The following is a 25,158-nucleotide window of genomic DNA, read 5'->3' as shown; positions in this document are numbered from 1 at the left end:
CGACATGTGTCCGACGCCCGCTCGAACACCGGGGGCGGCGGCGGTCTGGCCCGACGCGGCGCCGGGGAACGCGCCGCCGACGGGCAGGACGGTGATCCGCGAGGAACGGTTCCGTTCTTGCCGGATTCACCCCCGGCGCCACCCGGCCGCGGGATACCGTTGGGTACGCCAGCGAACCCGGTCAGGAGGGTGGTTCCCGATGGCCACCCCGGAGCGGCCCCCGCGCTGGGACGAGCAGTTGCAGCACCGCCTCGCCCGCGGCGAGGAGACGGCGCTCGGCGAACTCTACGACCAGCTCGCACCGATGGTGCACGGCCTGGCCGGGCGGATACTGGCCGACCAGGCCGCCGCCGCCCAGCTCACCCGGGAGGTCTTCGCCCACGTCTGGGAGCACCCCGAGGACTTCGACCCCGCCCGGGGCACCCTGCGCTCCTGGCTCGGCACGCTGACCCACCACCGGGCGGTCGAACGGCTGCGGGCGCGGCGGGCCGCCGAGCGGGCCCCGGGCGCGGAGGCCGAGATCCGCGCCGTCGCCACCGCCGCGCGGATGCAGTACGTGGTCGACTCCCTGCCCCACCCCCTGCGTGAGACCATCGCGGTGACCTACTACGACGGCCGCACCTACCGCGAGACGGCCCGGCTGCTGGGCATCAGCGAGCAGGCCGCCAAGCAGCGGATGCGGCTCGGTCTGGAGCTGCTGGCCACCGAACTGGCCGACGAGCGCGCCCGTCAGGACGGAGTCGGGGACGGGAACGGGGAGACGTGAGCAGCACTGAGGAGCAGCACGACGCCCTGCGCTCGCTGCTCGGCGCATGGGCCCTCGGCGCCTGCCCGGCCCGCGAGGCAGCCGAGTTGGAGCAGCACCTGCGCGACTGCCGGGAGTGCGCCGAGGAGGCGGCCCGGCTGCGCGAGGCGGCCGGCTGGCTCTCCCTGGACGAGCCGCTGGACCAGCCCGGCTCGCTGCGCCAGCAGGTGCTCGACTGGTGCCTGGCCCGCCGCCCCGCCGAACTGCCCGTCCCCGCCTGGGGCATGCCGTACACGGCGGAGACCGCCAAGCTGGACGCGCTGCTGCGCGACCTCGGCCCGGAGGAGTGGCAGGAGGTGGCCGAACTGCCCTGGCACGGCGGCACCGAGCGGCTGCGCCCGGCCGAGGTGCTCGGCCACCTGACCGCGGTGGACGGCTTCCTGGCGGTGGCGCTCGGCCTGCCCGACCCGGTGCCGGCCGCCCCAGGCCCGACCGCCGCGCCGACCGGGCGGCGGGTGCCGCCGCAGGAGCCGGGCGCCGGTCCGGCGGTGCCGAGGGTCCCGCCGCAGGGCGGCCCGTACCACGCGATCACCGCGCGCACCGGCCGGCTGGTCGCCGAACAGGCCGGCCTGGCCCCGCAGTCGGTGCGCTCCCGGTGGCGCCGGCAGGCCCACGACCTGGTGCGCAGCGCCGCGCTCGTGCCGCAGGGCAACACCCCGGTCGACTACGGCTTCGCGGTGCTGCCGCTGCGCGACGCCTTCGTGGACCGCGCCTTCGAGTGCTTCGTCCACGGCGAGGACGTGGCCCGGGCGGTCGCCTACCCGTACGACCCGCCGGCGCCGCAGCACCTGCGGCAGATGGTGGAGCTGGTGGTCCGGCTGCTCCCCCGGGCCCTGGCCCGGCTGCGCGCGACGCACCCCGAGCAGGTCCGGGTGGTGCCGGGCGGGCCGGCCGGCGGGGTCCGCACGGCCCGCCGGGTGCGGCTGATGGTCGACGGCCCGGCGGGCGGCGAGTGGCTGATCGCCCTGGACGGCCAGGGCGCCGAGGGGGCCGGCCGCGCCGACCCCACCGACGGACCCGACGGACCCGACAGAGCCGACAGAGCCGACAGAGCCGACGGACCCGACGGCGCCGAGCCGGTGGCCTCGATGGTGCTGGACGGCCTGGAGCTGTGCCAGCTGGCCGCCGCGCACCGCGATCCGGACCGGCTGCCGGTCGGCGCGCACGGCGACCGGGCCGCGGTCCGCGAGGTGCTGCGCGCCCTCCCGCTGCTGTCCAGGCCCTGAGGGCCCGGGCCTCAGGCGAAGACGACCGTACGGGTCCCGTCCAGCAGGACCCGGTGCTCGCTGTGCCACTTCACCGCACGGGCGAGCGCCTGGCACTCGACGTCCCGGCCGATCGCCACCAGCTGGTCCGGGCTGACGTCGTGGGTGACCCGGGCGACCTCCTGCTCGATGATCGGCCCCTCGTCCAGGTCGGCGGTGACGTAGTGGGCGGTGGCTCCGATCAGCTTGACGCCGCGCGCGTGCGCCTGGTGGTACGGCTTGGCGCCCTTGAAGCTCGGCAGGAAGGAGTGGTGGATGTTGATCACCCGGCCGGACAGCTCGGTGCACAGCTGGTCCGAGAGCACCTGCATGTAGCGGGCCAGCACGACCAGCTCGACGTTCTCCTCGGCGACCAGGTCGAGCAGCTGCCGCTCGGCCTCGGCCTTGGTGTCCCTGGTGACCGGGATGTGGCGGAAGGGGATGCCGTAGCTTTCGGTCAGGTCCCGCAGATCGGTGTGGTTGGAGACCACGGCGGCGATCTCCACCGGCAGGGCGCCGATCCGGGTGCGGTAGAGCAGGTCGTTCAGGCAGTGCCCGAACTTGCTGACCATGAGCACGATCCGCATCCGCTGCTCGGTCGGGTGGATCTGCCAGTCCATCCCGAAGGAGGCGCCGATCGCGGCGAAGCTGGCCCTCAGCTTGTCGGCGGTCACCGGCTCGGGAGCGGAGAAGTGCACCCGCATGAAGAAGAGCCCGCTGTCGCCGTCCCCGAACTGCTGGCTGTCGATGATGTTGCAGCCGGTCATGAAGAGGTAGCTGGAGACCGCGTGGACGATGCCCTGCTTGTCGGGGCAGGACAGCGTGAGGACGTACTGGGCGGCGGCCGGCTGCTGTTCCACTGGGGTGTATCCCGTTCTGAGGTCGTGACGTGCGTGGATGGTCCAGCGTGTCACATTCCGGACGGCCGCCGTCCCGCTGCCCGTACTGCGGGACGGCGGCCGTCCGGTCAGACCTGGGTGAGGATCCGCAGCACGTCCAGCGACCTGGGCGCCGCGTCCGGGTCGTCCCCGTCGCCCGCGGCCATCGCGACGTGCGCCTCGCGGGCGGCCCGGACGGTCTCCGGCCAGCCGGGGTGGCCGAGGTAGGCGGAGGCCGGGGCGTCCGCGCCGACCTCGTGCAGCATCTGCACGGCCCGCAGCACCGCGACGTCCACCAGCGCGGCCTCGGCGGCGTCCCGGAAGATCGTGCCGAGGTACTTCTCGGCCGACCAGTGGTCCAGCCAGGTGTCCTCGACCAGTCGGTAGACGGCGTCCGTGACGTCGCCGTACCCCTCCCGGCCGGCCAGCCAGGTCTCCTGCTGGAAAGCGGGGTCGGACAGCATGTGCAGCGCCGAACGCAGTCGGGCTCGCCAGCGCCACCAGGGCAGGTCGTTGAGCGGCATGCCGCCCATCGTGCTGGAGCGGTGGCCCGGACGAGAAGGGTTTCGCGCGGACCGGTACGGAGATTCTGTGCTGGCGGACATGGTGAACGATCGTACGTTCCCCCTCTGTTCGTGCTCCACTCGCGATCTACACGCGTACCCCTCCGGATTTCGGCGTCCGTTCGCCATCCGTTCGCACTTCCGCCCTCTCGGCTTGCGGCGCCGGGGCTTGGCTTGCTCCGGTGCGCCGAAGGGCGCCCAGAGAGGGAAGACCGATGACCAGCCGAAGGGACTCGTTCCAGGCCCGTCCCCCGATCGTGCGACGCCGTCGACGCCGCCCGATCGCAGCCGCCGCCACCGCCGCGGTGCTGCTCCCCACCCTCTTCTCGGCCTCCGCGTGCGGCGGATCGGCCGATGCTTCGACCAGCGCCAGCGAGTTGACCGTGATGACCTGGGCCCCGGCCGGCACGAACGCCGCCGACCGGCCGGGCATGACGGCGCTCGCCTCCGCGATCGGCAAGGACGTCAACGCCAAGGGCGGACTGAGCGGCCACCGGCTGCGCGTGCTGACCTGCAACGAGCACAACACCGCGGACGGCGCCCGCGCCTGCGCCCAGCAGGCGGTGGACGCCAAGGTGGTCGCCGTGATCGGCTCCTACAGCCAGTGGGGGGAGGCCTTCATGCCGGTGCTGGAACGCGCCGGCATCCCGCTGATCGGCGGCTACGGGCTCTCCCAGCCGGAGTTCTCCAGCCCGCTGTCCTACCCGGTGGACGGCGGCATGCCGGCGCTGATCGCGGGCAACGGCCGCCAGCTGGTGGACGCCGGCTGCCGGACCGTCTCCCTGGTCCGCCCGGACACCCCGGCCGGCGACAACCTGCTCGGCTACCTGGGCACCGCGCTGCGGCCGGCCGGGGTCCGGCTGACCGACGTCAAGGCGCCCGAGCAGTCCGCCGACTACACGCCGGTGGTCCGCAAGGCGGTCGGCAAGGACGAGCCCGGCACCTGCGTCGCCTTCGCCCTGGCCGCCGAGCCGACCGGCAACCTGCTGGACTCCTACCGCCGGCTGAACCCGAAGAACACCCGGATCGCCTCGGTGATCGGCAGCGTCCAGCAGTCGGTGGTGGACTCCACCGGCGGCGACTCGGGCCCGCTCGGCGGCGCCTACGTCACCAGCTGGTACCCGCCGGAGTCGGCGAAGATCTGGGACGGGCTGCGCGCCGTGGCGAGCAGCGACACCAGCGGCGGGCACCCCATCGACGTCTCCGACCCGGGGGTGCAGACCACCTGGGTCGCGTACGAGGTGTTCCGGACGGTGGTGCAGAAGCTGGCCGAGGCCGGCAAGCCGGTCGGCGCCAAGGCCGTCTCCTCGCTGCTGGACAGCGGCGAGGGCATCGACGTCGGGATCACCCCGCCGCTGAACTGGGGCACCACCAACATGCTGCCCAGCAGCGGGTCCCCGCGGCTGGTCAACACCTGGGTCACCTACCAGGTGGTCAGGAACGGCCGGATGACGCTGCAGCAGCCGGGCTTCGTGGACATCCGCTGGGCGCTCACCGGAGGCCGCCCGCCGGCCTGACGGGCCGTGCCCGGAGCGGGAGGGGGGCGGAGCGCGGTCCGCCCCCCTCCCGCTCACAGGTCGCCGTCGCTCCTGTTGGGCAGCCCGGTCTGGCCGGCGATCGCGTTCCAGAGCGTGGCGGCCTGCTTCTTCGCGGTGGTCGCCGTGCCACTGGCCTGGACGGCGTTCTTGTAGTGCTGGTTGTCCTGCTTCTTCGCGTCGCAGGTGCCCTGGGCGTCCTGCGCCCAGAGCGCGTACTCGTCGTCGGCCTGGGCCGAGGCCGTCCAGGCCGCGTTGAGCTGGTCGACCAGCTGCTGGCCGCCGGGCAGCTTGTCGGTCTTCAGCTGGCCGAGCTTGCCCTGGAGCTCCCGGCGCTTGCCGGCCGCGGCGGTCAGCGCCTGCTGGGACTCCGGCAGCTTGTCACACTTCTGCACCGAGGCGACCGCGGAGACCACCGAGCTGCGGCTGTCGCTCGCGGTGCCCAGCAGGTCCGACAGCGGCTGCGCCTGGGCCTTGACGTCCGGGTCGACGGCCGCGCCGGAGCCGCTCGCGCTCGGCGTGCCGGGGGTGGCGGAGCCGCTGCCGGTGGCGGCCACCGGGGTGGTCTTCCGCTCGTCCTTGGCGTCGCCGCCGCTCATCAGGACGGCGACCAGGATGCCGGCCGCCGCGCAGCCCGCCACCACGCCGCCGATGATCAGCTTGCCGGAGGGGCGGCCGCCGCGCCGCGAGCCGCCCGCCCGGGCCCCGTCGTACCCCTGGCCGTAGTCCTGGCCCTGGTCCGGGGCGTAGCCCTGGTGCTGGTCCTGCGCGGGGTAGGCCGGCTGCGGGTGCGCGGCCGGCGGGTACCCGTAGCCCGGTGCGGGCTGCTGCTGGGGGTAGCCGTACCCGGGCGCGGCCTGCGGCTGCGGCTGCGGCTGCGGGTAACCGGCGGCCTGCGGGTAGCCGGCGGCCTGCGGGTCGCCGACGGGGTACGGCGGCAGGTGCTGGGTCTCCGGGGCCGGGTCGTGCTGCGGGGCGCCGTACCCGGCGGGCTGCGGCGCACCCCACGGGGCGTTCGGCCCGGGCGCCGGCTGCGCGGGCACGGCCCCGGTCGGCAGCGCGTGCGCGCCGCCCTCGCCGAGGTACTCCGGCTGCCCCGACGGCTGGCCCACCGGCGGCACGGCCGAGTGGCCCTGCGGCGGGCCGGGCTGCCCCTGCGGCTGGCCCGGCTCGGGGCGGAACAGGTCGTCCAGGTTGAAGTCACCGGAGTTCGGGTACGAGCGGCGCTGACTCAACGCGATTCCTCACCTGTGCAGGACCGCGCACTGGCGGCGGACCACATCTCGTCGGTACTTGGGGGCATCACAGTTCCTTGGACGTCGCGCCCACGCTACCGGTTCGCCTCACCGGGTGACCACGTGGGCGGGACATCCGTCACGCTCCCTGCACGGACGATCCCCTTCCGCCTAGGCGGCCTCGGCATCCGCCCGGGCGTGGAACTCCCGGACCACCCGCTGCTCCCGGTACGGCTCCAGCCTGCGCCGGAACTCGTCCAGGTACTCCACGCCCCGGTTGGAGCGCAGCCCGCTCAGCAGCCGGACCGCCTGGGTGCCCGTCTCGCAGGCGCGTTCCAGGTCCCGCTGCTGGAGCTGGGCGGTGGCCAGCAGGACGAGGTCCACCGCGCGGCGCCGCACCCTGGTCGGCGGGTGCAGGTCGAGCGCCCGCCGGGCGTAGTGCTCGGCCGGGCCGGCCTGCTCCAGGTCCCGGTGGCAGTGGGCCAGCTCGTCCGCGAGGTAGGCGTCGTCGAAGTGGGCGATCCAGTCCGGGTCGTCCTCCGGGCGGCGCTTCTCCATCATCTCCAGGGCCCTGGCCGACACCGCCTCGCAGGAGCGGGCGTCGCCGAGCAGGGCGTGGCCGCGGGCCTCGGCGGCGTAGAACATCGCCATCGCCGTCGGGGTGGCCACCGAGCGGGCGCCCTCCTGGGCGGCGCGGGCGAGTTGGGCGATCTCCCGGGGGTTGCCGAGGGTCGCGGCCAGGTGGCTCATCGAGGCGGCCAGCACGTAGCCGCCGTAGCCGCGGTCGTCGGCGGCCTGGGCCAGCCGCAGCGCCTGGATGTAGTAGCGCTGGGCGAGCCCGGGCTGGCCGGTGTCCACCGCCATGTAGCCGGCCAGTTCGGTCAACCGGGCCACCGCGGCGAAGAGTTGGCGGCCGGTCTCCTCCCGGTAGGCGCCGCCGAGCAGGCCGGAGACCACCGAGTTGAGGTAGTGCACCACCACCGGACGCACATGGCCGCTGCCGAAGCGGTGGTCCAGGTCGACCAGCATCGCGGTGGTCGCCTTGATCGCGGCCACGTCCGTCGGGCCGACCCGGGGGCCGCCCGCCCGTGCCACCACCGGGTCCGGCGGGGTGATCAGCCAGTCCCGGCTGGGCTCCACCAGCGCGGAGGCGGCCACCGTCGCACCGGTCAGGAAGTCCCGCCGGCCGACGTCGCTGCGCCACAGCTCGCAGACCTGCTCCAGGGCCGCGCCGATGGTCGGCGCGAACTGGAGCCCGATGCCGGAGCTCAGGTTCTTGCCGTCCGCCATGCCGATCTCCTCGACCGACACGCTGCGGCCGAGCTTGCGGCCCAGGGCCTCGGCGATCACGGCCGGCGCCTGCCCGCGCGGCTGCTGACCGCGCAGCCAGCGGGCGACGGAGGTCTTGTCGTACCGAAGGTCGAGCCCGTGCTCGGCGCCGCAGAGGTTGACCCTCCGCGCCAGGCCGGCGTTGGAACAGCTGGCCTCCTGGATCAGTTGCTGCAGACGCTCGTTGGGCTGTCGTGCGACGAGTGGTCTCGCGGCCATTGGGCTTCGCCTCCCCACACCCTCCGGTCCCGGCCGGCGGGCGACGATTCTGCTGATCTGTTGCCGACTGTCCGACCGTCCAAGGAATCTGACACCAGGTTAGCGATCAGCAACGCCAGCGGGATACCCACGGTGACGAACCGCACCCCCCTTGCGCCCTGGTAAATGCTCCCGTGCGCCCCCGCTGCGCCCGCCTTCGGGCCCTTCAACTCGGAGGACTAACCGGAACGGGTGACATTGCCGGGATGCACCCGACCGGGCGCCCCCGGGCCGTAACCGGGCTCACCCACGGTAGTTGAGCACCCCGTGGAAGACATCCCCGACGCCTCGGGCCGGAACGAGAAGGCCGCCCTGCCCCCCTTACTCGTCGAAGCCGTCGGCTACGCCGAGACCCGCCACTGGGAGGTCGCCCCGGGCACCTGGCTGGTCGACGACGGCGACGGCGGCGTCCGCTGCTCCTGCGACGACCGGCGCTGCACACTGCCCGGCGCCCACCCGCTGGACCCGGACTGGGCACGGCAGGCCAGCGCCGGCCCCGGCGCGGTGCGCGGCTGGTGGACGGAGCGGCCCCAGGCCTCCGTCCTGCTGCCCACCGGACGCTCCTTCGACGTCCTGGACGTCCCCGAGACGGCGGGCTGCCTGGCCCTCGCCCGGATGGAGCGGATGGACCTCCAGCTCGGCCCGGTGGTGGTCCAGCCCGCCGCGCCCGGGCGGATCGGACGCCGGCTGCACTTCCTGGTGCTGCCCGGCGTCGCCGCCAGGCTCCCCGCACTGCTCCGCCGCTTCGGCCTGCCGCCCGGCCGGCTGGACCTGGTCGCCCGCGGCGAGGGCGACTGGACGGTCGCCCCGCCCTCCCGGATCGGCTCCCTCGGGTACGCCCAGTGGGCCCGCTCCCCCTCCGCGCTGAACCGCTGGCTGCCGGACGCCGCCGAGCTCATCGGCCCGCTCGCGTACGCCTGCGGCCGTGACGCCTCCGCGCCGCGCGCCGCCGCCGGCTCCCCCCTGGACAGCCGCCCTCTGCCGATCGGGTGAGGGCGCGCTCCGCGCGACACCCCGCGCGCGAAGTGACGGGCCTTGTCCCCCACCGGGGACGGGGCCCGTCATACGCATGTCCGGATAAGGCTTCCGTGTACCCGCTGGTCAACCGGAGAAGCCCCCCGTACGAGTGACGGCGCTCAAGGATTGCCGTGATCGGCCGAGGGGAGGAATGGCGGTGTGTGGGGACGCCGGCAGGGGCGCTCGGACGGGGAAGCCGGGCGGCGGCGACGGAGGGGAGCGGGAGGGAGCAGGGAGGGACGGAGGGGGACGGGGAGGCGAGCGGGCCCGCTGCACTCGGGGCCCCGGCCGGAGGCCGGGGAGGAGCAGCGGGCCCGCTCGGCCCGTTCGGGCGCCGGGCTTCCGGCCGACGGCTGCGGGGCGTCAGGCCTGGGCGACGAAGACGTGCTGGGCGATGTCCTTGCCCAGCTCCGCCGCGTTGTCCCCGGTGCCGACCAGCACCCCGCCGACGCCGGTGCTCACCTTGACCGTGGAGCCCGGCCGGACGCCGGCCCGGCGCAGGGTGCTCATCAGCGCGCTGTCGGTCTGGATCGGCTCGCCGATCCGGCGGACCACCACGTCGGCCCCGGCCTCACCCGGCTTGACGGTGTCCAGCGGGACGAGCCCGGCGTCGAAGCCCTCGCCCTCGGCCTTGGTGTCGCCCAGCTCGTCCAGGCCCGGGATCGGGTTGCCGTACGGGGACTGGGTGGGGTGGCCGAGCATGGCGAGCACCTTGCGCTCGACCGTCTCGCTCATCACGTGCTCCCAGCGGCAGGCCTCCTCGTGCACCTGCTCCCACTCCAGCCCGATCACGTCGACGAGCAGGCACTCGGCGATGCGGTGCTTGCGCATGACGCGCACCGCGAGCCGGCGGCCCTCCTCGGTCAGTTCGAGGTGGCGGTCCCCGGCGACCTGGAGCAGCCCGTCGCGCTCCATCCGGCCGACCGTCTGGCTGACCGTGGGGCCGCTCTGCTCCAGGCGCTCCGCGATCCGGGCACGCATCGGGACGATGCCCTCCTCCTCCAGCTCCAGGATGGTGCGAAGGTACATCTCAGTGGTGTCGATCAGCCCAGACATCGCCGCTGGCTCCGTTCTTCGGTGTCCTCACCGCCAATTCTGACCTACCGGGCCGACAACCGGGTCCGCCCCGGGGCTGCGGGGGCCGGTTTTGTTCCTGTTGACAACGATGCCGCCGGGGCGCGACCGTGCTCGCCGAAGCTTTCTCACCCGGCGGTCTGGACCACCCGGACCACCCCACCCGGCCGGCTCCCCCACCGGCAGAGAGCGAAGGCAGCAGATGAACGACCTGGTCGGCCGGTACTTCGACGCCGCGGTCTCCCACCTCCAGCGGGTCCGCGAGGAGGAGGCCGACACCATCGAGGCCGCCGCCGCGCTGCTGGCGGAGGCGGTCGCCGAGGGCCGCCGGGTCTTCACCTTCGGTGCCGGGCACTCCGCGCTGCCGGCCCAGGACGTGGTCTACCGGGCCGGCGGGCTGGTCCCGCTGAACCTGCTGAACGTACCCGGGACGGCCGGGGTGACGGTGATGCCCGCCCCGCTGTCCAGCGCGCTGGAGCGGGTCCCCGGGCTGGCCACCGCCACGCTGGACCTGACCCCGGCCACCACCGGGGACCTGCTGTTCGTGATCTCGCTCTCCGGCCGCCAGGTGATGCCGGTCGAGCTGGCCCGGTACGCCCGGGACCGCGGAATCAGGGTCGTCGGCGTGACCTCCCTGGCGTACCCCGCGGAGGTGCCCTCGGCGCACCCGACCGGCACCTACCTGAAGGACCACTGCGACGTGGTGCTGGACAGCAAGATCGCGGTCGGTGACGGCGAGCTGACCCACCCCGGCGCCGAGACCACCTTCGGCCCGGTCTCCACCATCGTGACCAGCGCGCTGATGCAGGCCGTGGTCGCCTCCGCGGTCGGCCGGCTGGCCGACCGGGCGGCCTCCGGGGAGTGCCCCGCACCTCCGCTGTTCCGCTCCGGCAACGTCCCCGGCGGCACCGAGTGGAACGCCCGGCAGATGGCCGAGAACGCCGAGCGGGTCTTCTACACCTACTGAGCCGCCCCCGCGGCGGGGGCCGCCCGCGCACGGCCGCCGACGGCCGCACGCCCCCGCCACCTCCCCGCACGCTGGGTGCCGGATCGAACACGGGGAGTACCGGACAACGACCGGGCCTTCCCGGCCACATCCGGCCGCCCCGGCCGTCGCCAGGCGTACCGGCGAGCCCCCCGGGGCAGGACAGCGGTGCGACCGGAGCGACTGGTGGGGGCCGAACATGGCGTCTGTTGCGGGACGGACCGGGTGGATGCGCGAGCGGGACCTCCTGCCCGAGTTCTTCTGGGCCGCCGACGCGGCCTCGCTGCGCGGGCAGCGCCGCTCGGTCCGGCTGTCCGCCTGGGAGCTGGTCCTGCTGGTCGCCGCCGCGGCGACCGGCTCGGCCGACGGCGGGCCCTGGGCCTGGTCGGCGGCGGTCGCCTACCTCGGCGCGATCGCGCTGGCGGTGGTGATCAGCCGGCAGAACCCGCAGGGCCTCTGGTACGAGGGCCGGGCCGCCGCCGAGTCGGTGAAGACGCTGGCCTGGAAGTACGCCGTCCGGGCCGACGCCTACCAGCCGCCGCCGCGCGCCCTGCCGGACGCCGAGGGCCTGTACCGCTTCCAGCTCGCCCGGGTGCTCGGCGCGTTCCGGGACAGCCCGGTGGCCGTCCCGGACGCCGGGGTGGAGATCACCCCGGCGATGCGCGACCTGCGCGGCCAGCCGTTGGCGGTGCGCCGCGAGGTGTACCTGGCCGAGCGGATCCGGGTGCAGCACGACTGGTACCGCGCCAAGGCCCGCCACTGCGCCCGCGCCGGGCACTGGGCCGGGGTGCTCGGCGTGCTGCTGCCCGCGCTCGGCCTGGTGCTCGCCGTGCTGCGGGCGCTCGGCGCGTTCGGCTACGACGCGCTGGGCACGGTCTCGGCGGTGGCCGCCTCGGTCGCCGCCTGGGCGCAGCTGCGCCAGTACCGCCCGCTGGCCGCCGCGTACGCCCTGGCCGCCGAGGAGCTGGCGCAGGTCCAGCGCCAGCTCGCCCGGCTGGACCTGGAGTCGGTGGAGGCCGAGGAGGTCTGGGCCCGGCTGGCCCGGGACGCCGAGGACGCGATCTCCCGCGAGCACACCACCTGGCAGGCCCGCCGGGAGGTGCGCACCACCACCGACCGGGAGCACGCAACCGACCCGGAGCACTGAGGAGGCCGCAGGTGTCGTTACGGATGGTCAAGACGGCGGACCACCGCGCCCTGGCCGTGGAGACCATCGGCGACCCGCGCGGCCGTCCGGTCTTCCTGCTGCACGGCATGCCCGGCAGCCGGGTCGGCCCACACCCGCGCAGCACCGTGCTGTACCGGCTGGGCGTGCGGCTGATCTCGTACGACCGGCCCGGCTACGGCGACTCGACCCGGCTGTTCGGCCGCCGGGTGAGCGCGGCGGCCGCGGACGTGCGGACCATCGCCGACGAGTTCGGGCTGGAGAACTTCGCGGTGCTCGGCCGCTCCGGCGGCGGCCCGCACGCACTGGCCTGCGCGGCGCTGCTGCCGGAGCGGGTCAGCCGGGTGGCGGTGCTGGTCGGCCTCGCGCCGCGCAACGCGGCCGGCCTGGACTGGTACGCCGGGATGACCCCGTCCAACGTCCGCGCCTACCAGGAGGCCGAGCGCGGGCACGGCCGGATCGCCGACGCGATGGAGTTCCGCTCCCGGCAGATCAAGGACGACCCGGTCCGGCTGCTGAACGGGCTGCGCACCGAACTCTCCGCCGCCGACCGGGAGGTGGTGGCCGACAGCGGGCTGCGGCGGATGCTCCAGAGCAACTACCGGGAGGCGTTCCGGCACGGCGCGGACGGCTGGATCGACGACGTGCTGGCCTTCACCGCCGACTGGGGGTTCGAGGTCGAGTCCGTCCGGGTGCCGACCTGGCTCTGGCACGGCGCGGACGACCAGTTCTCACCGGTCGACCACTCCCGCTGGCTGGCCGACCACATCCCGGACGCCGAGCTGTTCCTGGAGCCCGGCGCCGCGCACTTCGGGGCGTTCCGGGTGATGACCACGGCGCTGGCCTGGGCGGCCGGCTGGGGCGGCCCGGGCTCGGCCCCGTACCGGCGCCACGCGCGGTGACCGGCTGTCAGGGGCGCTGAACCGGCGTCAGCGGCGCCGCGCCGCCGAGCACCGCCAGCACGTTGTCCACCGCCAGGCCGCCCATCGCCTGCCGGGTGCGCACGGTGGCGCTGCCCAGGTGCGGGGCGAGCACCGCGCGCTCCTGGGCGAGCAGCGCGGACGGCACCGACGGCTCGTGCTCGAAGTTGTCCACGGCGGCGGCGAACAGCGCGCCGGACTCCAGGGCGGCCGCCAGCGCCTCCTCGTCCACCACCCCCGCGGTCATGCTGACCACCACCGCGCCGCGCGGCAGCAGGGCGAGCCGGCGGGCGTCCAGCAGGTGGCGGGTCTCCGCGGTGAACGGGCAGGTGACGACCAGCACGGTGGAGGAGGCGAGCAGGTCCTCCAGCGGCTTCCAGTCGGCATCCTCGGCCTGCTCGGGCGGCAGCGCGGTGCGGTTGTGGTAGCTGACCGGCATGTCGAAGGCGCGGGCCCGGCGGGCCACCGCCCGGCCGATCCGGCCCATCCCGAGCACGCCCAGCGGGGTGCCGGCCAGCTCCATGCCGAGCAGGAAGTTCGGCGCCCAGGTCCAGGGCGCGCCGGAGCGCAGCAGCCGCTCGCCCTCGCCCAGCCGGCGGGTCGCGGCCAGCAGCAGCGCCCACGCCATGTCGGCGGTGGCGGTGGTGAGCACGCCGGGGGTGTTGGTGACCGTCACCCCGCGGTCGGCGCAGGCGGCCACGTCCACGTTGTGGTAGCCGACGGCGTGGTTGGCGACGACGGCCAGCCGCGGGCCGGCCGCGTCGAGGAAGGCGGCGTCCACCCGGTCGTCCAGGGTGGTGATCACGGCCCGCCGGCCGCGGACGGCCGCCAGCAGGGCGGCCCGGTCCATCGCCCGGTCGGAGTCGTGGCAGGTGACGGCGTGGTGCGCGGTGAGCCGTTCGACGACGCCGGGGGCGAGGCGCCGGGTGACCAGGACCGGGGGCGGGGTGTCACTCATGGTCCTGGAGCGTACCCGCCCCGCCACGGCCCCGCCCCGGTCCTCCGGCGTCCTCCCCGGTCGCCGGTCAGACCGGCTGCGGCTCCAGGTCCCGGTTGATCCGCTTCCAGCCGCGCGCCGAGACGGTGTTGGGGTGCTCCTCGCCGAACTGCCGGATCAGCTCGGCGATCGCCCGCGCCCGCAGCTCGGCGGCCTGGGTGTGCCGCCCGGCCGCCCGCAGGGTCATCGCCAGGTTGGCCTCGCAGGCCACCGCGTCCGGGTGCTGGGCGCTGTAGCGGTCGCAGAGCCCCTGGTACGCGGCCCGGCCGAGCCGCTCGGCGCGGTCCAGCTGCCCGTCGTCGGCGTAGGCGTTGGCCAGGTTGATCATCGCGTTGAGGGTGTACGGGTGGTCCGGGCCGACCGAGCGGGTCAGCCCCTCGACGGTGAGCCGGCCGCGCTCGATGGCGCCCTGGACGTCGCCGCTGCCCCGCAGGTAGATGCCGAGGTTGTTGGCGCAGGCCAGGGTGAACGGGTGCTCGTCGCCGAACAGCCGCCGGTGGCCCTCGAAGACGGTGGCGCAGAGGTCGCGGGCGGCCTCCTTGTCGCCGGAGGCGCTGTGGTCGGCGGCCAGGTTGAGGGCGCAGGCCAGCGCGTCGGGGGCGTCGGCGCCGTACCGCTCCAGGTAGCGCTCGTAGGTCTCCTTGGTGATCCGCCGGGCCTCGGCGAGCTGGCCGATCCGGCGCAGCGAGACGGCGAGCGACTTGGCGTTGCGCAGGTTCTCCGGGAGGTCCGGGTCGAGGACGTCGCCGAGGTCGGAGGTGACTTCCTGGAGGAGGTCCACCGAGCCGCGGTAGTCGCCGAGTTCGCGCAGGTCGCGGGCCAGGTTCGACTTGGTGGACAGGGTGTAGGGGTGCTTGGGGCCGAGTACGGCGGTGCGCCGGTCGAGGGTCTCCTGGTCGAGCTCGCGGGCGGCCTCGCTGTCGCCGACCAGCCGGTAGTCGATCGCCAGGTTGTTCGCCATGGAGAGCGTGCGCGGGTTGTCGTCTCCGAACAACTCGCGGAACTGGTCCAGGATTTCGCGGTCGAGGTCGAGGGCGGCCTGGAACCGGCCGAGCGCCCGGCGGTCGGCGCCGAGCGAGCCGGCCGTCATCAGGGTGTAGGGGTGGTGCTCGCCGAGCAGGCCCCGCTGGCGCTCCAGGGTGTCCTCGTCCAGGGCCAGCGCCTCGCCGTAGTTGCCCTGGGAGCGCAGCACGTTGGCGAGTTGGAAGCGCAGCAGCAGGGTCTGCCGGTCGTCCTCGCCGAGCTTGCCGGTCCACTCCACGTCCAGGGCGTGGCCCAGGTCGCGGGCGCGGTCGAGCTCGCCGCGCTTCCACAGGTAGCGGACGCGGTCGATGAGCAGCTGGCGGGTGTCGGCCTCGTCGCAGTTGTGCGCCTTGGAGGGGGACAGGTGCGGCCAGATCTCGTCGAAGGCGGGCCAGTTGGCCGGGTCGTCGGTGTCGCCGAGGACGGGCCGGGCGCCGGTGAGGATGCGGTGCACCTCGTGGACGGCGATCTCCTGCTCCTCGGCGGTCATCCCGGCCCGGATCACCGCCTGGACGAGCCGGTGCACCTGGAAGCTGTTGCTGCCGGCGTCGACCTTGGCGAGCGCGTACCGGCCGATCGCCTGGATCACCTTGCCCAGCATGAACTTGTCGCTGAGGTCGGCGTCGTACCGCACCAGCGCCCGGATCATCTGGTCGCTGTAGAAGAGGTTCATCGAGATCGGCTCGGGCGCGAAGAACGCGCAGAGCTGGAGCAGCCGGACGGCCGCCGGGGACTGCTCGCGCAGCCGTCCGATCGACACGTTCCAGGTCGCGGCGACGGGCGTCGGGTAGTCGGCCGGGCGGCCGACGGCCAGGGCGCGGGCGGCCTCGGCGTGCAGCTGGGCGACGTACGTCTCCACCGGGGTGCCGGTGGTGTCCAGCCAGGCGGCGGCCACCTCGACGGCCAGCGGGAGGTCGCCGACCGCCTCGGCGACCCGGTCGGCGTCCGGGCGGGAGAGGCTGCGGGCGCGCCGGCACAGGTGCTCGACGCTCTCGCCGCGGGTGAAGACGTCGACCTCCAGGGCCTCGGCGTGCCCGGTCCAGGCCTGGTTGCGGGAGGTGACCAGGATGTGGCCGGAGCCGCCGGGGAAGAACCGGCGGATCTCGGCGGGCTCGTCGGCGTTGTCGAAGATCAGCAGCCAGCGGGAGGTGGGCACGCCGCGCCGCAGCGCCTCGCGGGCCGCCTCGGCCGCCTCGGTGACGGAGTCGCCGACCCGCAGCCCCAGCCGCCGGGCGAGTTCGGCCAGCGCCGGGGCGACGAGTTCGGTCTGCTCGGCGTCGATCCACCACACCAGGTCGTAGTCGGACATGAAGCGGTGGGCGTACTCCAGCGCCACCTGGGTCTTGCCGACGCCGCCGAGCCCGTACAGCGTCTGCGGGGTGGGCAGCACGGCCGCCATGCCGCCGCGCAGCTGGTTGCGCAGCTGCTCCAGGACGGCGGCGCGGCCGGTGAAGGAGGGGTTGCGCGGCGGGACGTCCCAGACCGAGGGCTTGCTGCCGGGGAAGCGCGGGCCGCCGCTGGGCGCGTCGCCGAGCGGGGTGTCGCCGCGGCCGAGCGCGCGCAGCAGGCTCTGGATCGACTGGGTCTCGTCGCGGCCGACCAGGTCGACCGGGTTGCGGTTGCTGAACGGCGCGGTGAGCCGGACGTCGCCGACCCGGACCGGCAGCAGCTGGCGCCGGGTGCCGGAGGGGTCGGAGCTGACCACCGACTCCCACAGCGCCCGCGCCTGCGGGGAGCGCTGGTAGGCGGGCGAGAGCACGGCGACCGTCCGGTACGCGGAGTCGATGCCGCGCTCGGTCTCCTCGCGCGGGTCGGTGCCGGCGCTGAGGTCGCGCGGCAGCACCCGGAAGCCGGCCCTGGTCAGGACGGACTCGATCCAGTCCGCCCACATCCGGTCCTCGGGGACGTAGGAGAGGTAGAGGTCGGCGGGCACGGACGGGCGGCGGCGGGTGAACGCGTCCACGTAGCGCAGCCGCACCTCCTCGTCCATCGGCGGCAGGCCGTTCACCCGGCCCTCGGTGATCATGGCGGTGAGCCGCTCGCAGGCGGCCAGCATCGAGGTGGGGGTGCCGGTCTGGTCGCCGAAGGTCGCGAGGATCTCCTCGTAGGCGTAGAACGGCCGGTACGGGATCTCCACCGAGCCCCAGTACTGGGCGAGTTCCTCGCCGTCGAAGCCGGACGGCAGCCCGTCGAAGCGCACCCGGGCGAGCGCCCGGCCGGCGTCCGCCTTCTCCTTCTCGCCCTCGTCGATGCGCATCGGCACCGGCAGGATGCGGATGCCGCGCTCGCGGTAGCGGTCGTGGATGTGCTGGGCGATCCGCGAGGCGCCGTCGATGGACTGGTCGCTGAGGGTGAAGCAGACCACCAGGTCGTCGGGCATCTGGACGGTGCAGATCTCGGCGATGTCGGACAGGCCGGTGCGGGAGTCGATCAGCACGTAGTCGTAGCGCTTGGCCATGTCGGCCTTGAGGGCGTCGAAGAACTGCCCGCCGTCGAAGCGGTCGTAGAAGATGTCCCAGTCGAGGTGGGTGACGGCCTCGGAGTAGTCGCGGTTGAACTGGCCCGCGGAGAGGAAGTCCAGGCTGCCGCCGGCCGGGAAGTGCGGCCAGGTGAGCGACAGCGCGTGCGGGTGCACCCGGGCGAAGTCCAGGTGCCAGCCCTCGGCGTGCTCGACCGGGCGCAGCGCCTCCTCGCGGTACTCGGCGATCAGGTCCATCATGCCGGTGGTGCCCGCCAGCGAGGCCGGGTCCAGGAACGGGTGGAAGAACCTGGCGAGGCCGGGCGCCTCCAGGTCCCAGTCCACGGTGAGCACCCGGAACCCGTTGGCGGCCAGGATCCAGGCGGTGTTGGCGAGCGCCATGGTGCGGCCGGTGCCGCCCTTGTACGAGTAGAAGGTGATGATCCGGCCGTTGCGGTCCTGCTCCGCCGCCCGCCGCGCGGCCTCCCGCTGGGCGGCCAGGTCGGCGGCGGTGAGCCCGCCGAGGCGGAGGTTCCTGGTGCGGTTGTCGTCACTCATCGCATTCCTCCCAGGGGCGCCGTCCCGTCATCGGGTTCATCGCCGTCGTCGCGGTACGGGTCGTGCGCGCGGTGCGGGTCGCTGCCGTCGTGCCGACGCCGGCGGGTGGTGCTGGTGGTACGGGCGTCGCCGTCGTCCCGGTCGCCGCCACCGGGGTCCTCGAAGGGGTCCGCCGGGGCCCCGTCCGGTCCGTACCCGCCTCCCGGGCGGCGGAACGCCTCCCGCAGGCTCGGCCGCGGCGGCGGCGGTTCCTCCGGTTCGGCCCGGGTGCGGCCCTCGAACGCGTACTTGGCCCTCATCGCCGCCCGGGGCAGCGCCTCGTCGAAGTCCTCCAGGCTGCTCAGTCCGGTCGGGCCGGTGGCGCCGAGGAAGCTCGGCCGGCTCGCCCTCCGGGTCATGCGCAGCGTCTCGTCGCTCAGGTCCCCCAGTTCGTCCGCTCGCCCGGCGCACTCCGGGTCGTCGCCGTTGAACGGCTCCAGGATGCTCACCCAGGTCGCGTCCGAGCGGTCGAAGCGCCGGACCAGTTCGCGCCGGTCCGGGTCGCGCAGCGCCCAGCGGTCGAGCAGCAGCAGGCCGGGCGCCTCGGCGTTGCCGGCGGTGATCGACTCGACCTCGTCGTCGAACTCGTGCACCGTCGGCTGGAACCCCAACTGCCGGGCCAGGCGCACCGCGTGCTGGGCGATCGGCGTGCCGACCGGCCGGTACGGGTGCCAGTCGGTGCGCCGTTCGCCGTAGTAGTCGGGGCTGCGGTCGGCGGGCAGTTCGTTCTGGTGGTAGGCCAGGACGGAGATGCGCAGCTGCTTGGTCGGGGCGGTGACGTTGAACGCGCTGGGGAGGGTGTTGAACTCCAGCCGCCGCCCGACCGGGATCACCGTCTCCTCGGCGACCTGCACGATCCGGGCCGCCAGCCGGTGCACGGCCAGCTCGTAGGCGGGGCGGAAGTAGCTGAGCTTCATCAGCGCGTAGAGGCCCTCGGTGGCGTACTCGGGCCCGAAGCTCGCGTGGTTGAACTGGAGTTCACTGGCCACGTTCGGCAGCCGGTAGCGGCTCATCGGCGCCCACAGCACCGGGACGATGCCGCTGGTGCGCTCGGAGTCGAGGTTCGCCGGGTAGACCGGCCGGCGGGTGAAGGCGTGCCACTCCTGGCCGCACGGAACGCTGTTGAAGTAGCGCGGGGAGTAGAGGGGGACGAAGACCCGGCAGGTCGCCAACTCCTCGGACAGCCGTTCGGCCCACAACTCGCCCTGGTGCATGGACTCGTCCATGAAGCCCACCGCCGCGCCGTCCGGGACGGTGGTGAGCTGGAGCACCGCCTCGCAGAGGTCCCGGTACAGCTGTCTGACCCAGTGGTTCGGATCGCCGGCGCCCCGCGCGCCGGCCTTGGGGGTGTGCGCGTAGGAGAGGAAGAAGTACGGCCGGGCGTCGTCCTCTTCCCAGCCCCGGTCAGTCACACGCGCCTCCCCCGGGCCCGTCGGCAACCTGCCTCCCGCAGCCCCCGTGCGGCGGGGCTTCAGTGTAGGAACGACTGACACCCCAATGGAATAGCACAACGTCTCGCACGAATTGACATGACCGAAACGAGGCCGCGCCCGTGCACAGGGAGCAGTACCCCCGTTCCGGCCCGCGCGCACCACCGCCGGGAGGGAACCCGCGGACCGCCCCGACCGGAAACGGTCGGCACCGGCCGCGAGCGGACGCGCGGTCCGGGGGCAACCCGGTCCGCGCCGCCGGGGCCGGGGCGCCCGGGGCCGGCTCGCGTTCGCCCGCTTCGTCGCCCGGCGCCGCCCTCCGCGGGGCCGGGAGCGGGAAAGCCGGACAATTCAGCCGCCTTTCCGATTCCGCCCGAAGGCTTTCGACCGGCTGCCGGGCACGCGGCCCGGGCACCGGAATGGGATCGGCCCGACCGCCGCGGCGGCTATTCGCGGAGCGGCGCACGTGAAGAAACATTTCCACAATGTTTCGCCCGATTGCACGAAACCGCCACGACGCCCCGGCCCCACCCGCCCGGGCCGGGGCGCACGCCGTCACCCGACGGCGGCGAGCTCCGGAGGCCCGTACGCCCGACGCGCCCGCTCGATGGACTCGCCGTGCAGTTCCGCCCAGGCGACGATGCCCTCGACGAGCCTCAGCAGCCCCTGCCCCAGGGCCGTGAGCTCGTAGATCACGGCCGGCGGCCGGCTCCCCACGACCCTGCGCTCGATGAAACCGTCCCGCTCCAGGCGGACCAGCGTCTCGGAGAGCACCTTGCCCGAAACGCCCTCCATGCCGGATTTAAGATCGCAGAATCGTCGGGCACCGGCGGAAATCTGCTGACACGCGAGCATCGTCCACCGCTCGCCGATGCGATCCATTACCAGACGCGCAAGGCAGTCGCCATTCATTTCGGTCTCCCCCCGTGGACCGGCTGTTACTTGGGGGTAACCATAACTCCCCGGGGTGCGGTCGTCACGGTGAAGTGGATCACGGTCCTGCTCTATAACTGGGGCCTCCTCGATCACCACTTCCCGACCGATCACCACGTTCCAGGGGATATCCATGACCATTTCGCCCGAAAAGACCGTCACGGCCCTCGCCGCGGCCGCCCAGGCCGCCCCCGAGTGGGCCGCCGCCGGCGCCACCGTCCGCTTCGTCCTCAGCGACCCCGACACCGAGGTGACCCTCGACCCGCAGGGCCGGGCCACCGACGCCGCTCCGACCCACGTGCTGCGGATCAGCTGGTCCGACCTGCTGGACATCACCACCGGCCGCCGCACCTTCCTGCGCTCCGTCACCGGCCGCCGGCTGTCCTCGCACGGCCCGGTGATGCAGACCTTCGCCTTCGGCCAGGCCCTGGCGGCCTTCGACCTCGGCCGCTGAGCACCCGCGCCGCCCCGGGCACCGAGCGCTCCGGCCCGGCACCCCGGCCGCCGAGCACCCCGCCGCCGAGCACCGGGGCCGAGCGCCCTTCGAACGACCACCCCAGACAAGGAGCACCCATGCCCGCCCTGCACTCCCCCGCCGACCACCCGCTGCTCGCCGCCCACGAGGCGGACGCCCTGCGCACCGTCGTCGCCTTCGCCAAGGACCAGGTCGCACCCGGCGCCGCCGAGCGCGACGCCATCGAGAAGGGCCAGGTGGACTGGGAGACCGTCCGCGCCGGACACGGGATCGGCCTGCTGCGGATGGCGATCCCGCGCGAGCTGGGCGGCCTCGGGCTGAGCCAGATCGCCGTCTCGCTCGTCCTGGAGGAGCTGGCCGCCGCCGACCCCGGCATGGCCGTGCTCTTCGGCGCGACCGGCCTGTTCCAGACCCCGATCCTGATCTCCGGCGACACCCGCCTCCAGGAGCGCTACCTGCCGGCGTTCCTCGGCCCCGAGCCGGTGCTGGCCTGCAACGCGGTCGCCGAGGAGCGCAACGGCACCGACCTGGTGCTCCCGCAGAACGCGCCGTACGCCCAGGACATGACCACGGCGCGGCGCTCCGGCAGCGAGTTCCTCCTGAACGGCACCAAGCGCTACATCACCAACGCCCCGGTGGCGACGTACGCGACGGTCATGGCCAACCTGGAGGGCGAGCCCGGCTCCACCGGCCTGACCTGCTTCGTCACCGAGCTGGAGCAGGACGGCGTCACCCGCGGCGAGATCCACGACAAGGTCGGCTACCGCACCGCCCCGGCCGGCGAACTGGTCTTCACCGACGCCCGCGTCCCCGAGGAGAACGTCCTCAACGGCCTGGCCGGCGGGTGGGAGCTCAACGTGGCGATCGGCAACGTGACCCGGGTGACCTGCGCGTCGCTGGCCACCGGCATCGCGCGGCACGCCCTGGAGCGGGCCGTCGCCTGGAGCGGCACCCGCCGGCAGGGCGGACGGCTGCTCTACGAGCACCAGATGTCCGCCCGCAAGCTCGCCGACATGGCCGCGCGCGTCTCCGCCTCCCGGGCGCTCTACCTGGACGCCGCGGTGAAGGCCGACAACGTCATCCCGACCCCCGCGTACGAGCCGGCCGTCGCCAAGCTGGTCGCCGACCGCGCCGCGATCGACAACGCCGACGCCGCCATGGCCCTGATCGGCGCCCAGGCCTTCCAGCGCGGCGACGGCATGGACCGGGTGCTGCGGGACGCCTACGGGCCGCGGATCTACGAGGGCTCCCCCGAGGCGCTCGCGCTCGTGGTCACCGGTGAGCTGTTCGACGTCCCGGAGGTCCGATGACCACCGCGCTCGCCGGCACCCACCGCGACCGGCTCCCGGACGACGGCGCCGGCACCGCCCTGCCGGGCCTGGAGGAGTCGCTCACCGGGGACCCGCTCTTCCACGCGGTGAGCCCCGAGGGGCTGCTGGTCCTGACCGTCGCCGGCGCCCGACTGCCGGCCCCCGCGCTGGAGCAGGTCTACCGGTTCCGCCTGGCGCAGTACCTCCAGCGCGGCTGGGTCGACGCCGCGACGGTGGCCGCGCGCGGGCTGCGGGCCGAGCCCTACGACGAGTTCGCCCTGCGGGACTTCCACACCCTCGTGCTGGAACGCTCCACCGGGCTGCTGCGCGGCTACGGGACCCTGGCCGCCGCCCGCGACCACGTCGCCACCCCGCTCGGCGACCCGGCCCACCGGCCGTTCGTCGTCGAGCGGGACTACGCCCTCCCGCTGGCCGAGCACCTCGGCCCGCAGACCTCCTCGGCCCTGGTGTGGGAGGGCAAGCGGCTGGTCCGCGACCACGCGATGCCCCGCTCGCAGGCCGCGGTCAGCGTCCCCTGGTGGGTCTACCTCGCCTGGGCGGCCGGCTGCCTGGAGGTGCTGGACAGCGACCCGGCCGCCGCGATCGTCGGCGACGGCAAGCTCGAAGGCGCCGTCAACCAGCTGCGCCTGCTGGGCTTCGCGGTCCGCACGCTGGACGTCGCCCCCGTCCCGCCGGACCCCACCGATCTGTTCGCCCCCATGTGGGACCAGCAGGAGCGCTCGTACCCCTTCATCCTCACGGACGACGGGGCGCTGCGGCCCACGCTGGACCACCTGCGGACCGTGCTCGGCTCCGGCCAGGAGGGCTCGGTGCGCTCCCGACTCGTCGACTTCCTGGAGGCCAGGTCATGACCGCGATCGACGTGGAGACCCCCGCGCAGGCGCGCGAGCTGGACGAGGCGCAGTTCTACGCCTGCCTGACCCAGCGCAACCAGGGCCTGATCCCGGACGAGCTCCAGGAGCGGATCGGCCGCACCCGGGTGCTGATCGCCGGCTGCGGCTCCATCGGCGGCGCCACCGTGCAGCCGCTCGGACGGATGGGCTACCGGCACTTCGTCCTGGCCGACGTGGGCACGTACGAGCTCAACAACCTGAACCGGCAGAACGCCACCGTGGACGACCTGGGCCGCAACAAGGCCTCCGTCGGCGTCGGGCTGCTGCGCGGGATCAACCCGCACGTCGACGCCCGGGTCGTCCCGCAGGGCGTCACCGAGGCCAACGTCCGGGAGCTGGTGGAGCAGGCGGACGTCATCGTCGACGGCGTCGACGTCACCACGCCCTCCGGCCTGGCGGCCAAGATCTGCCTGCACCGGGAGGCCTGCCGCCAGGGCAAGCCGCTGGTGACGGCCTGGGACATGGCGGGGATGCTCGCCGCCCAGTGCTTCGACTACCGGGTGGTCCGGGAGATCTTCGACGGCCAGCTCGTCCCGGGCGACGAGGAGCGCCTCGACACCTGGGAGGTGATCTTCCGGATCGCGCCGCGGGGCCGCATCCCCGGCGAGATGTACCGGGAGCTGCGCCGCGGGCTGGCCCGGCCGGACTACAGCGTTCCCCAACTCACCGAGGCCGCGACCCAGTTCGGCGCCCTGGCGGTGCACATGGTCAACGTCCTGGTCTCCGGGCGGACGCTGCCCCGCACCGTCGCCGTCGACGTCCACCACGTCGCGATGAGCAGGGGCCACCGCCTCGTCGACCACGTCCACCGCCACCTGGAGCGGGCCCGCTTCCTCGCCTGGCTGCCGCCCGAGCAGGCCTGGAACGGCTTCGCCCCCGCACCGGTCTACCGCGCCCGCCGCCGCCGGGCCCTGCGCGCGGCCGCCCCTTCGAGAGAGAGGACAGCACCATGAGCAGTGACTTCGCCTACGCCGACATCCGCACCGCCGGAATCCGACTGACTCCCGAGGAGTCGGAGCAGATCTCCCGGGCCGCACTGGACCTCGCCCTCGACTTCCGCGGGCACTCGCTGCACGACGCCGGCCTGCTGCACGCGGTCGAGCTCGCGGCCGCCGCGCTGCCCGCCCCGGTCCGCCGGGCCCTGATCGCCTTCCGCGACCGCAGCAACGCCGCCGGCTGCCTGCTGCTCACCGGGCTGCCGGTCGGCACGCTTCCCCCCACCCCGGACCGGCCCGAGGCCGAGCCGACCTGGTCGGAGGTCCCGGTGGCGACGATCAGCCAGCTCATGGTGATGTCGATGCTCGGCCGCTCCATCTCGTACAGCGACGAGAAGGAGGGCCGGCTGGTCCAGGACGTCTGCCCCAAGCGCGGCGCCGAGCAGCGCCAGGAGAACAGCGGCTCGGTCCTGCTGGAGCTCCACACCGAGGACGGCTTCCACCCCAACCCGCCGCACTTCCTCAGCCTGATCTGCCTGCGCGCGGACCACGACCGGGTGGCCGCGACCGTCAGCGGCGGGATCGGCGACGCCCTGCCGCTGCTGGACGCCGGGACGGTGGAGGCGCTGCGGCGCCCGGAGTTCCGGACCAGGTTCAGCTCCTCCTTCGTACCGGACGCCTCGGTGGGCGTGCTGACCGAGCCGATGCCGGTCCTGTCCGGCGAGGCCGACTGCCCGGACCTCATGGTGGACTTCCACGCCACCGAGGCGACCACGCCGCGGGCGCGGGCCGCGCTGGAGCGGCTGGAGGCGGCCATGCGCCGCACGCTCAAGGGGCTGGTGCTCCGGCCGGGCGACCTGATCGTCCTGGACAACCGCCGCGCGGTGCACGGCCGCACCGACTTCACCCCGCGCTACGACGGCAACGACCGCTGGCTGCGGCGGTCCTTCGTGGTCACCGACCTGCGGCCGCTCAACGGCCACCTCGGCCAGGGCGGCCAGGGCCGCAGCCACCGGCCGGTGACCTTGGAGGCCGGCGCCGAGCGCGTGCTGGTGGGCACGGCCGGCGCCTGACGCCG

21 protein-coding genes are annotated in these 25,158 nt (G+C 74.2%); 12 read left to right on the top strand and 9 right to left on the bottom strand.

The features are described 5' to 3' along the window. Positions 1-199: 199 nt before the first annotated feature. Together ACH5AR_RS29460 and ACH5AR_RS29455 are read left to right on the top strand one after the other, a co-directional pair. Positions 200-766 (top strand): sigma-70 family RNA polymerase sigma factor, encoded by a 567-nt coding sequence (locus ACH5AR_RS29460; RefSeq protein ID WP_396304571.1) that lies wholly within the window; start codon positions 200-202, stop codon positions 764-766. Continuing rightward, complete coding sequence (locus ACH5AR_RS29455; RefSeq protein WP_396304570.1) at positions 763-2,031, top strand: zf-HC2 domain-containing protein; 1,269 nt, start codon at positions 763-765, stop codon at positions 2,029-2,031. The genes ACH5AR_RS29460 and ACH5AR_RS29455 overlap by 4 nt, the downstream gene beginning before the upstream one ends. A gap of 11 nt (positions 2,032-2,042) precedes the next feature. Here the strand turns inward: ACH5AR_RS29455 and purU are convergent, their stop codons facing one another. Together purU and ACH5AR_RS29445 are read right to left on the bottom strand one after the other, a co-directional pair. Beyond that, entirely contained in the window at positions 2,043-2,909 is an 867-nt protein-coding gene (gene purU, locus ACH5AR_RS29450) for a formyltetrahydrofolate deformylase (protein ID WP_396304569.1), read from the bottom strand. Between the two features lie 107 nt (positions 2,910-3,016). Beyond that, positions 3,017-3,532 carry a hypothetical protein gene (locus tag ACH5AR_RS29445; RefSeq protein WP_396304568.1) on the bottom strand — a complete coding sequence of 172 codons (516 nt, stop codon included), beginning with the start codon at positions 3,530-3,532 and terminating at the stop codon, positions 3,017-3,019. Positions 3,533-3,705: 173 nt separating this feature from the next. On the opposite strand from ACH5AR_RS29445, the gene ACH5AR_RS29440 reads away from it, so the two are divergent. Continuing rightward, positions 3,706-5,007: an ABC transporter substrate-binding protein gene (locus tag ACH5AR_RS29440; RefSeq protein WP_396304567.1), complete on the top strand. Its 1,302-nt coding sequence runs from the start codon at positions 3,706-3,708 to the stop codon at positions 5,005-5,007. Between the two features lie 53 nt (positions 5,008-5,060). Here ACH5AR_RS29440 and ACH5AR_RS29435 read toward each other — a convergent pair whose 3' ends face one another. Further along, positions 5,061-6,260, bottom strand: coding sequence for a hypothetical protein (locus ACH5AR_RS29435; RefSeq protein ID WP_396304566.1), 1,200 nt, complete (start codon positions 6,258-6,260; stop codon positions 5,061-5,063). A 171-nt stretch (positions 6,261-6,431) separates the two neighbouring features. After that, entirely contained in the window at positions 6,432-7,808 is a 1,377-nt protein-coding gene (locus tag ACH5AR_RS29430; protein WP_396304565.1) for a transcriptional regulator, read from the bottom strand. Positions 7,809-8,114: 306 nt separating this feature from the next. On the opposite strand from ACH5AR_RS29430, the gene ACH5AR_RS29425 reads away from it, so the two are divergent. Next, positions 8,115-8,840, top strand: coding sequence for a bifunctional DNA primase/polymerase (locus tag ACH5AR_RS29425; RefSeq protein WP_396304564.1), 726 nt, complete (start codon positions 8,115-8,117; stop codon positions 8,838-8,840). A gap of 387 nt (positions 8,841-9,227) precedes the next feature. Here ACH5AR_RS29425 and ACH5AR_RS29420 read toward each other — a convergent pair whose 3' ends face one another. Beyond that, complete coding sequence (locus ACH5AR_RS29420) at positions 9,228-9,920, bottom strand: metal-dependent transcriptional regulator (protein ID WP_396304563.1); 693 nt, start codon at positions 9,918-9,920, stop codon at positions 9,228-9,230. Positions 9,921-10,140: 220 nt separating this feature from the next. Between ACH5AR_RS29420 and ACH5AR_RS29415 the strand changes: the two genes are divergently transcribed. The 3 genes from ACH5AR_RS29415 to ACH5AR_RS29405 all read left to right on the top strand — a co-directional run bounded on the left by ACH5AR_RS29415 (position 10,141) and on the right by ACH5AR_RS29405 (position 12,990). Continuing rightward, positions 10,141-10,905: a sugar isomerase domain-containing protein gene (locus ACH5AR_RS29415; RefSeq protein WP_396304562.1), complete on the top strand. Its 765-nt coding sequence runs from the start codon at positions 10,141-10,143 to the stop codon at positions 10,903-10,905. Between the two features lie 247 nt (positions 10,906-11,152). After that, positions 11,153-12,070 (top strand): DUF4231 domain-containing protein, encoded by a 918-nt coding sequence (locus ACH5AR_RS29410; protein WP_396304561.1) that lies wholly within the window; start codon positions 11,153-11,155, stop codon positions 12,068-12,070. Between the two features lie 23 nt (positions 12,071-12,093). Continuing rightward, the gene (locus tag ACH5AR_RS29405) at positions 12,094-12,990 is read left to right on the top strand and encodes an alpha/beta fold hydrolase (protein WP_396304618.1); all 897 of its coding nucleotides are present in this window, start codon (positions 12,094-12,096) and stop codon (positions 12,988-12,990) included. Between the two features lie 7 nt (positions 12,991-12,997). On the opposite strand, the gene ACH5AR_RS29400 is transcribed toward ACH5AR_RS29405, so the two are convergent. The 4 genes from ACH5AR_RS29400 to ACH5AR_RS29385 all read right to left on the bottom strand — a co-directional run bounded on the left by ACH5AR_RS29400 (position 12,998) and on the right by ACH5AR_RS29385 (position 20,395). Beyond that, positions 12,998-13,966, bottom strand: a complete 969-nt coding sequence (locus ACH5AR_RS29400; protein WP_396304560.1) for a 2-hydroxyacid dehydrogenase — start codon at positions 13,964-13,966, stop codon at positions 12,998-13,000. Between the two features lie 67 nt (positions 13,967-14,033). Beyond that, positions 14,034-18,044, bottom strand: a complete 4,011-nt coding sequence (gene fxsT / locus ACH5AR_RS29395) for an FxSxx-COOH system tetratricopeptide repeat protein (RefSeq protein WP_396304559.1) — start codon at positions 18,042-18,044, stop codon at positions 14,034-14,036. Beyond that, complete coding sequence (locus tag ACH5AR_RS29390; RefSeq protein ID WP_396304558.1) at positions 18,041-19,495, bottom strand: TIR-like protein FxsC; 1,455 nt, start codon at positions 19,493-19,495, stop codon at positions 18,041-18,043. The genes fxsT and ACH5AR_RS29390 overlap by 4 nt, the downstream gene beginning before the upstream one ends. A 573-nt stretch (positions 19,496-20,068) precedes the next feature. Then, positions 20,069-20,395, bottom strand: a complete 327-nt coding sequence (locus ACH5AR_RS29385; protein ID WP_396304617.1) for a winged helix-turn-helix transcriptional regulator — start codon at positions 20,393-20,395, stop codon at positions 20,069-20,071. Between the two features lie 184 nt (positions 20,396-20,579). On the opposite strand from ACH5AR_RS29385, the gene ACH5AR_RS29380 reads away from it, so the two are divergent. From ACH5AR_RS29380 to ACH5AR_RS29360, 5 genes are all read left to right on the top strand, one after another. Beyond that, positions 20,580-20,900 carry a hypothetical protein gene (locus tag ACH5AR_RS29380; RefSeq protein ID WP_396304557.1) on the top strand — a complete coding sequence of 107 codons (321 nt, stop codon included), beginning with the start codon at positions 20,580-20,582 and terminating at the stop codon, positions 20,898-20,900. A 119-nt stretch (positions 20,901-21,019) separates the two neighbouring features. Next, positions 21,020-22,231, top strand: coding sequence for an acyl-CoA dehydrogenase family protein (locus tag ACH5AR_RS29375; RefSeq protein WP_396304556.1), 1,212 nt, complete (start codon positions 21,020-21,022; stop codon positions 22,229-22,231). Further along, on the top strand, positions 22,228-23,103 hold the full coding sequence (locus ACH5AR_RS29370; protein ID WP_396304555.1) for a hypothetical protein: 876 nt from the start codon (positions 22,228-22,230) through the stop codon (positions 23,101-23,103). The genes ACH5AR_RS29375 and ACH5AR_RS29370 overlap by 4 nt, the downstream gene beginning before the upstream one ends. Continuing rightward, positions 23,100-24,098 carry a ThiF family adenylyltransferase gene (locus ACH5AR_RS29365; RefSeq protein WP_396304554.1) on the top strand — a complete coding sequence of 333 codons (999 nt, stop codon included), beginning with the start codon at positions 23,100-23,102 and terminating at the stop codon, positions 24,096-24,098. Before ACH5AR_RS29370 ends, ACH5AR_RS29365 begins: the two co-directional genes overlap by 4 nt. Next, entirely contained in the window at positions 24,095-25,153 is a 1,059-nt protein-coding gene (locus ACH5AR_RS29360) for a TauD/TfdA family dioxygenase (RefSeq protein ID WP_396304553.1), read from the top strand. Before ACH5AR_RS29365 ends, ACH5AR_RS29360 begins: the two co-directional genes overlap by 4 nt. Positions 25,154-25,158: the final 5 nt, after the last annotated feature.

The sequence above is a fragment of the Kitasatospora sp. NPDC018619 genome (assembly GCF_044391605.1).
In the GTDB taxonomy this organism is placed as follows: domain Bacteria; phylum Actinomycetota; class Actinomycetes; order Streptomycetales; family Streptomycetaceae; genus Kitasatospora.
The sequence above is the reverse complement of the archived record's forward strand: the minus strand, read 5'-3'. Positions and strand labels throughout refer to the sequence as shown.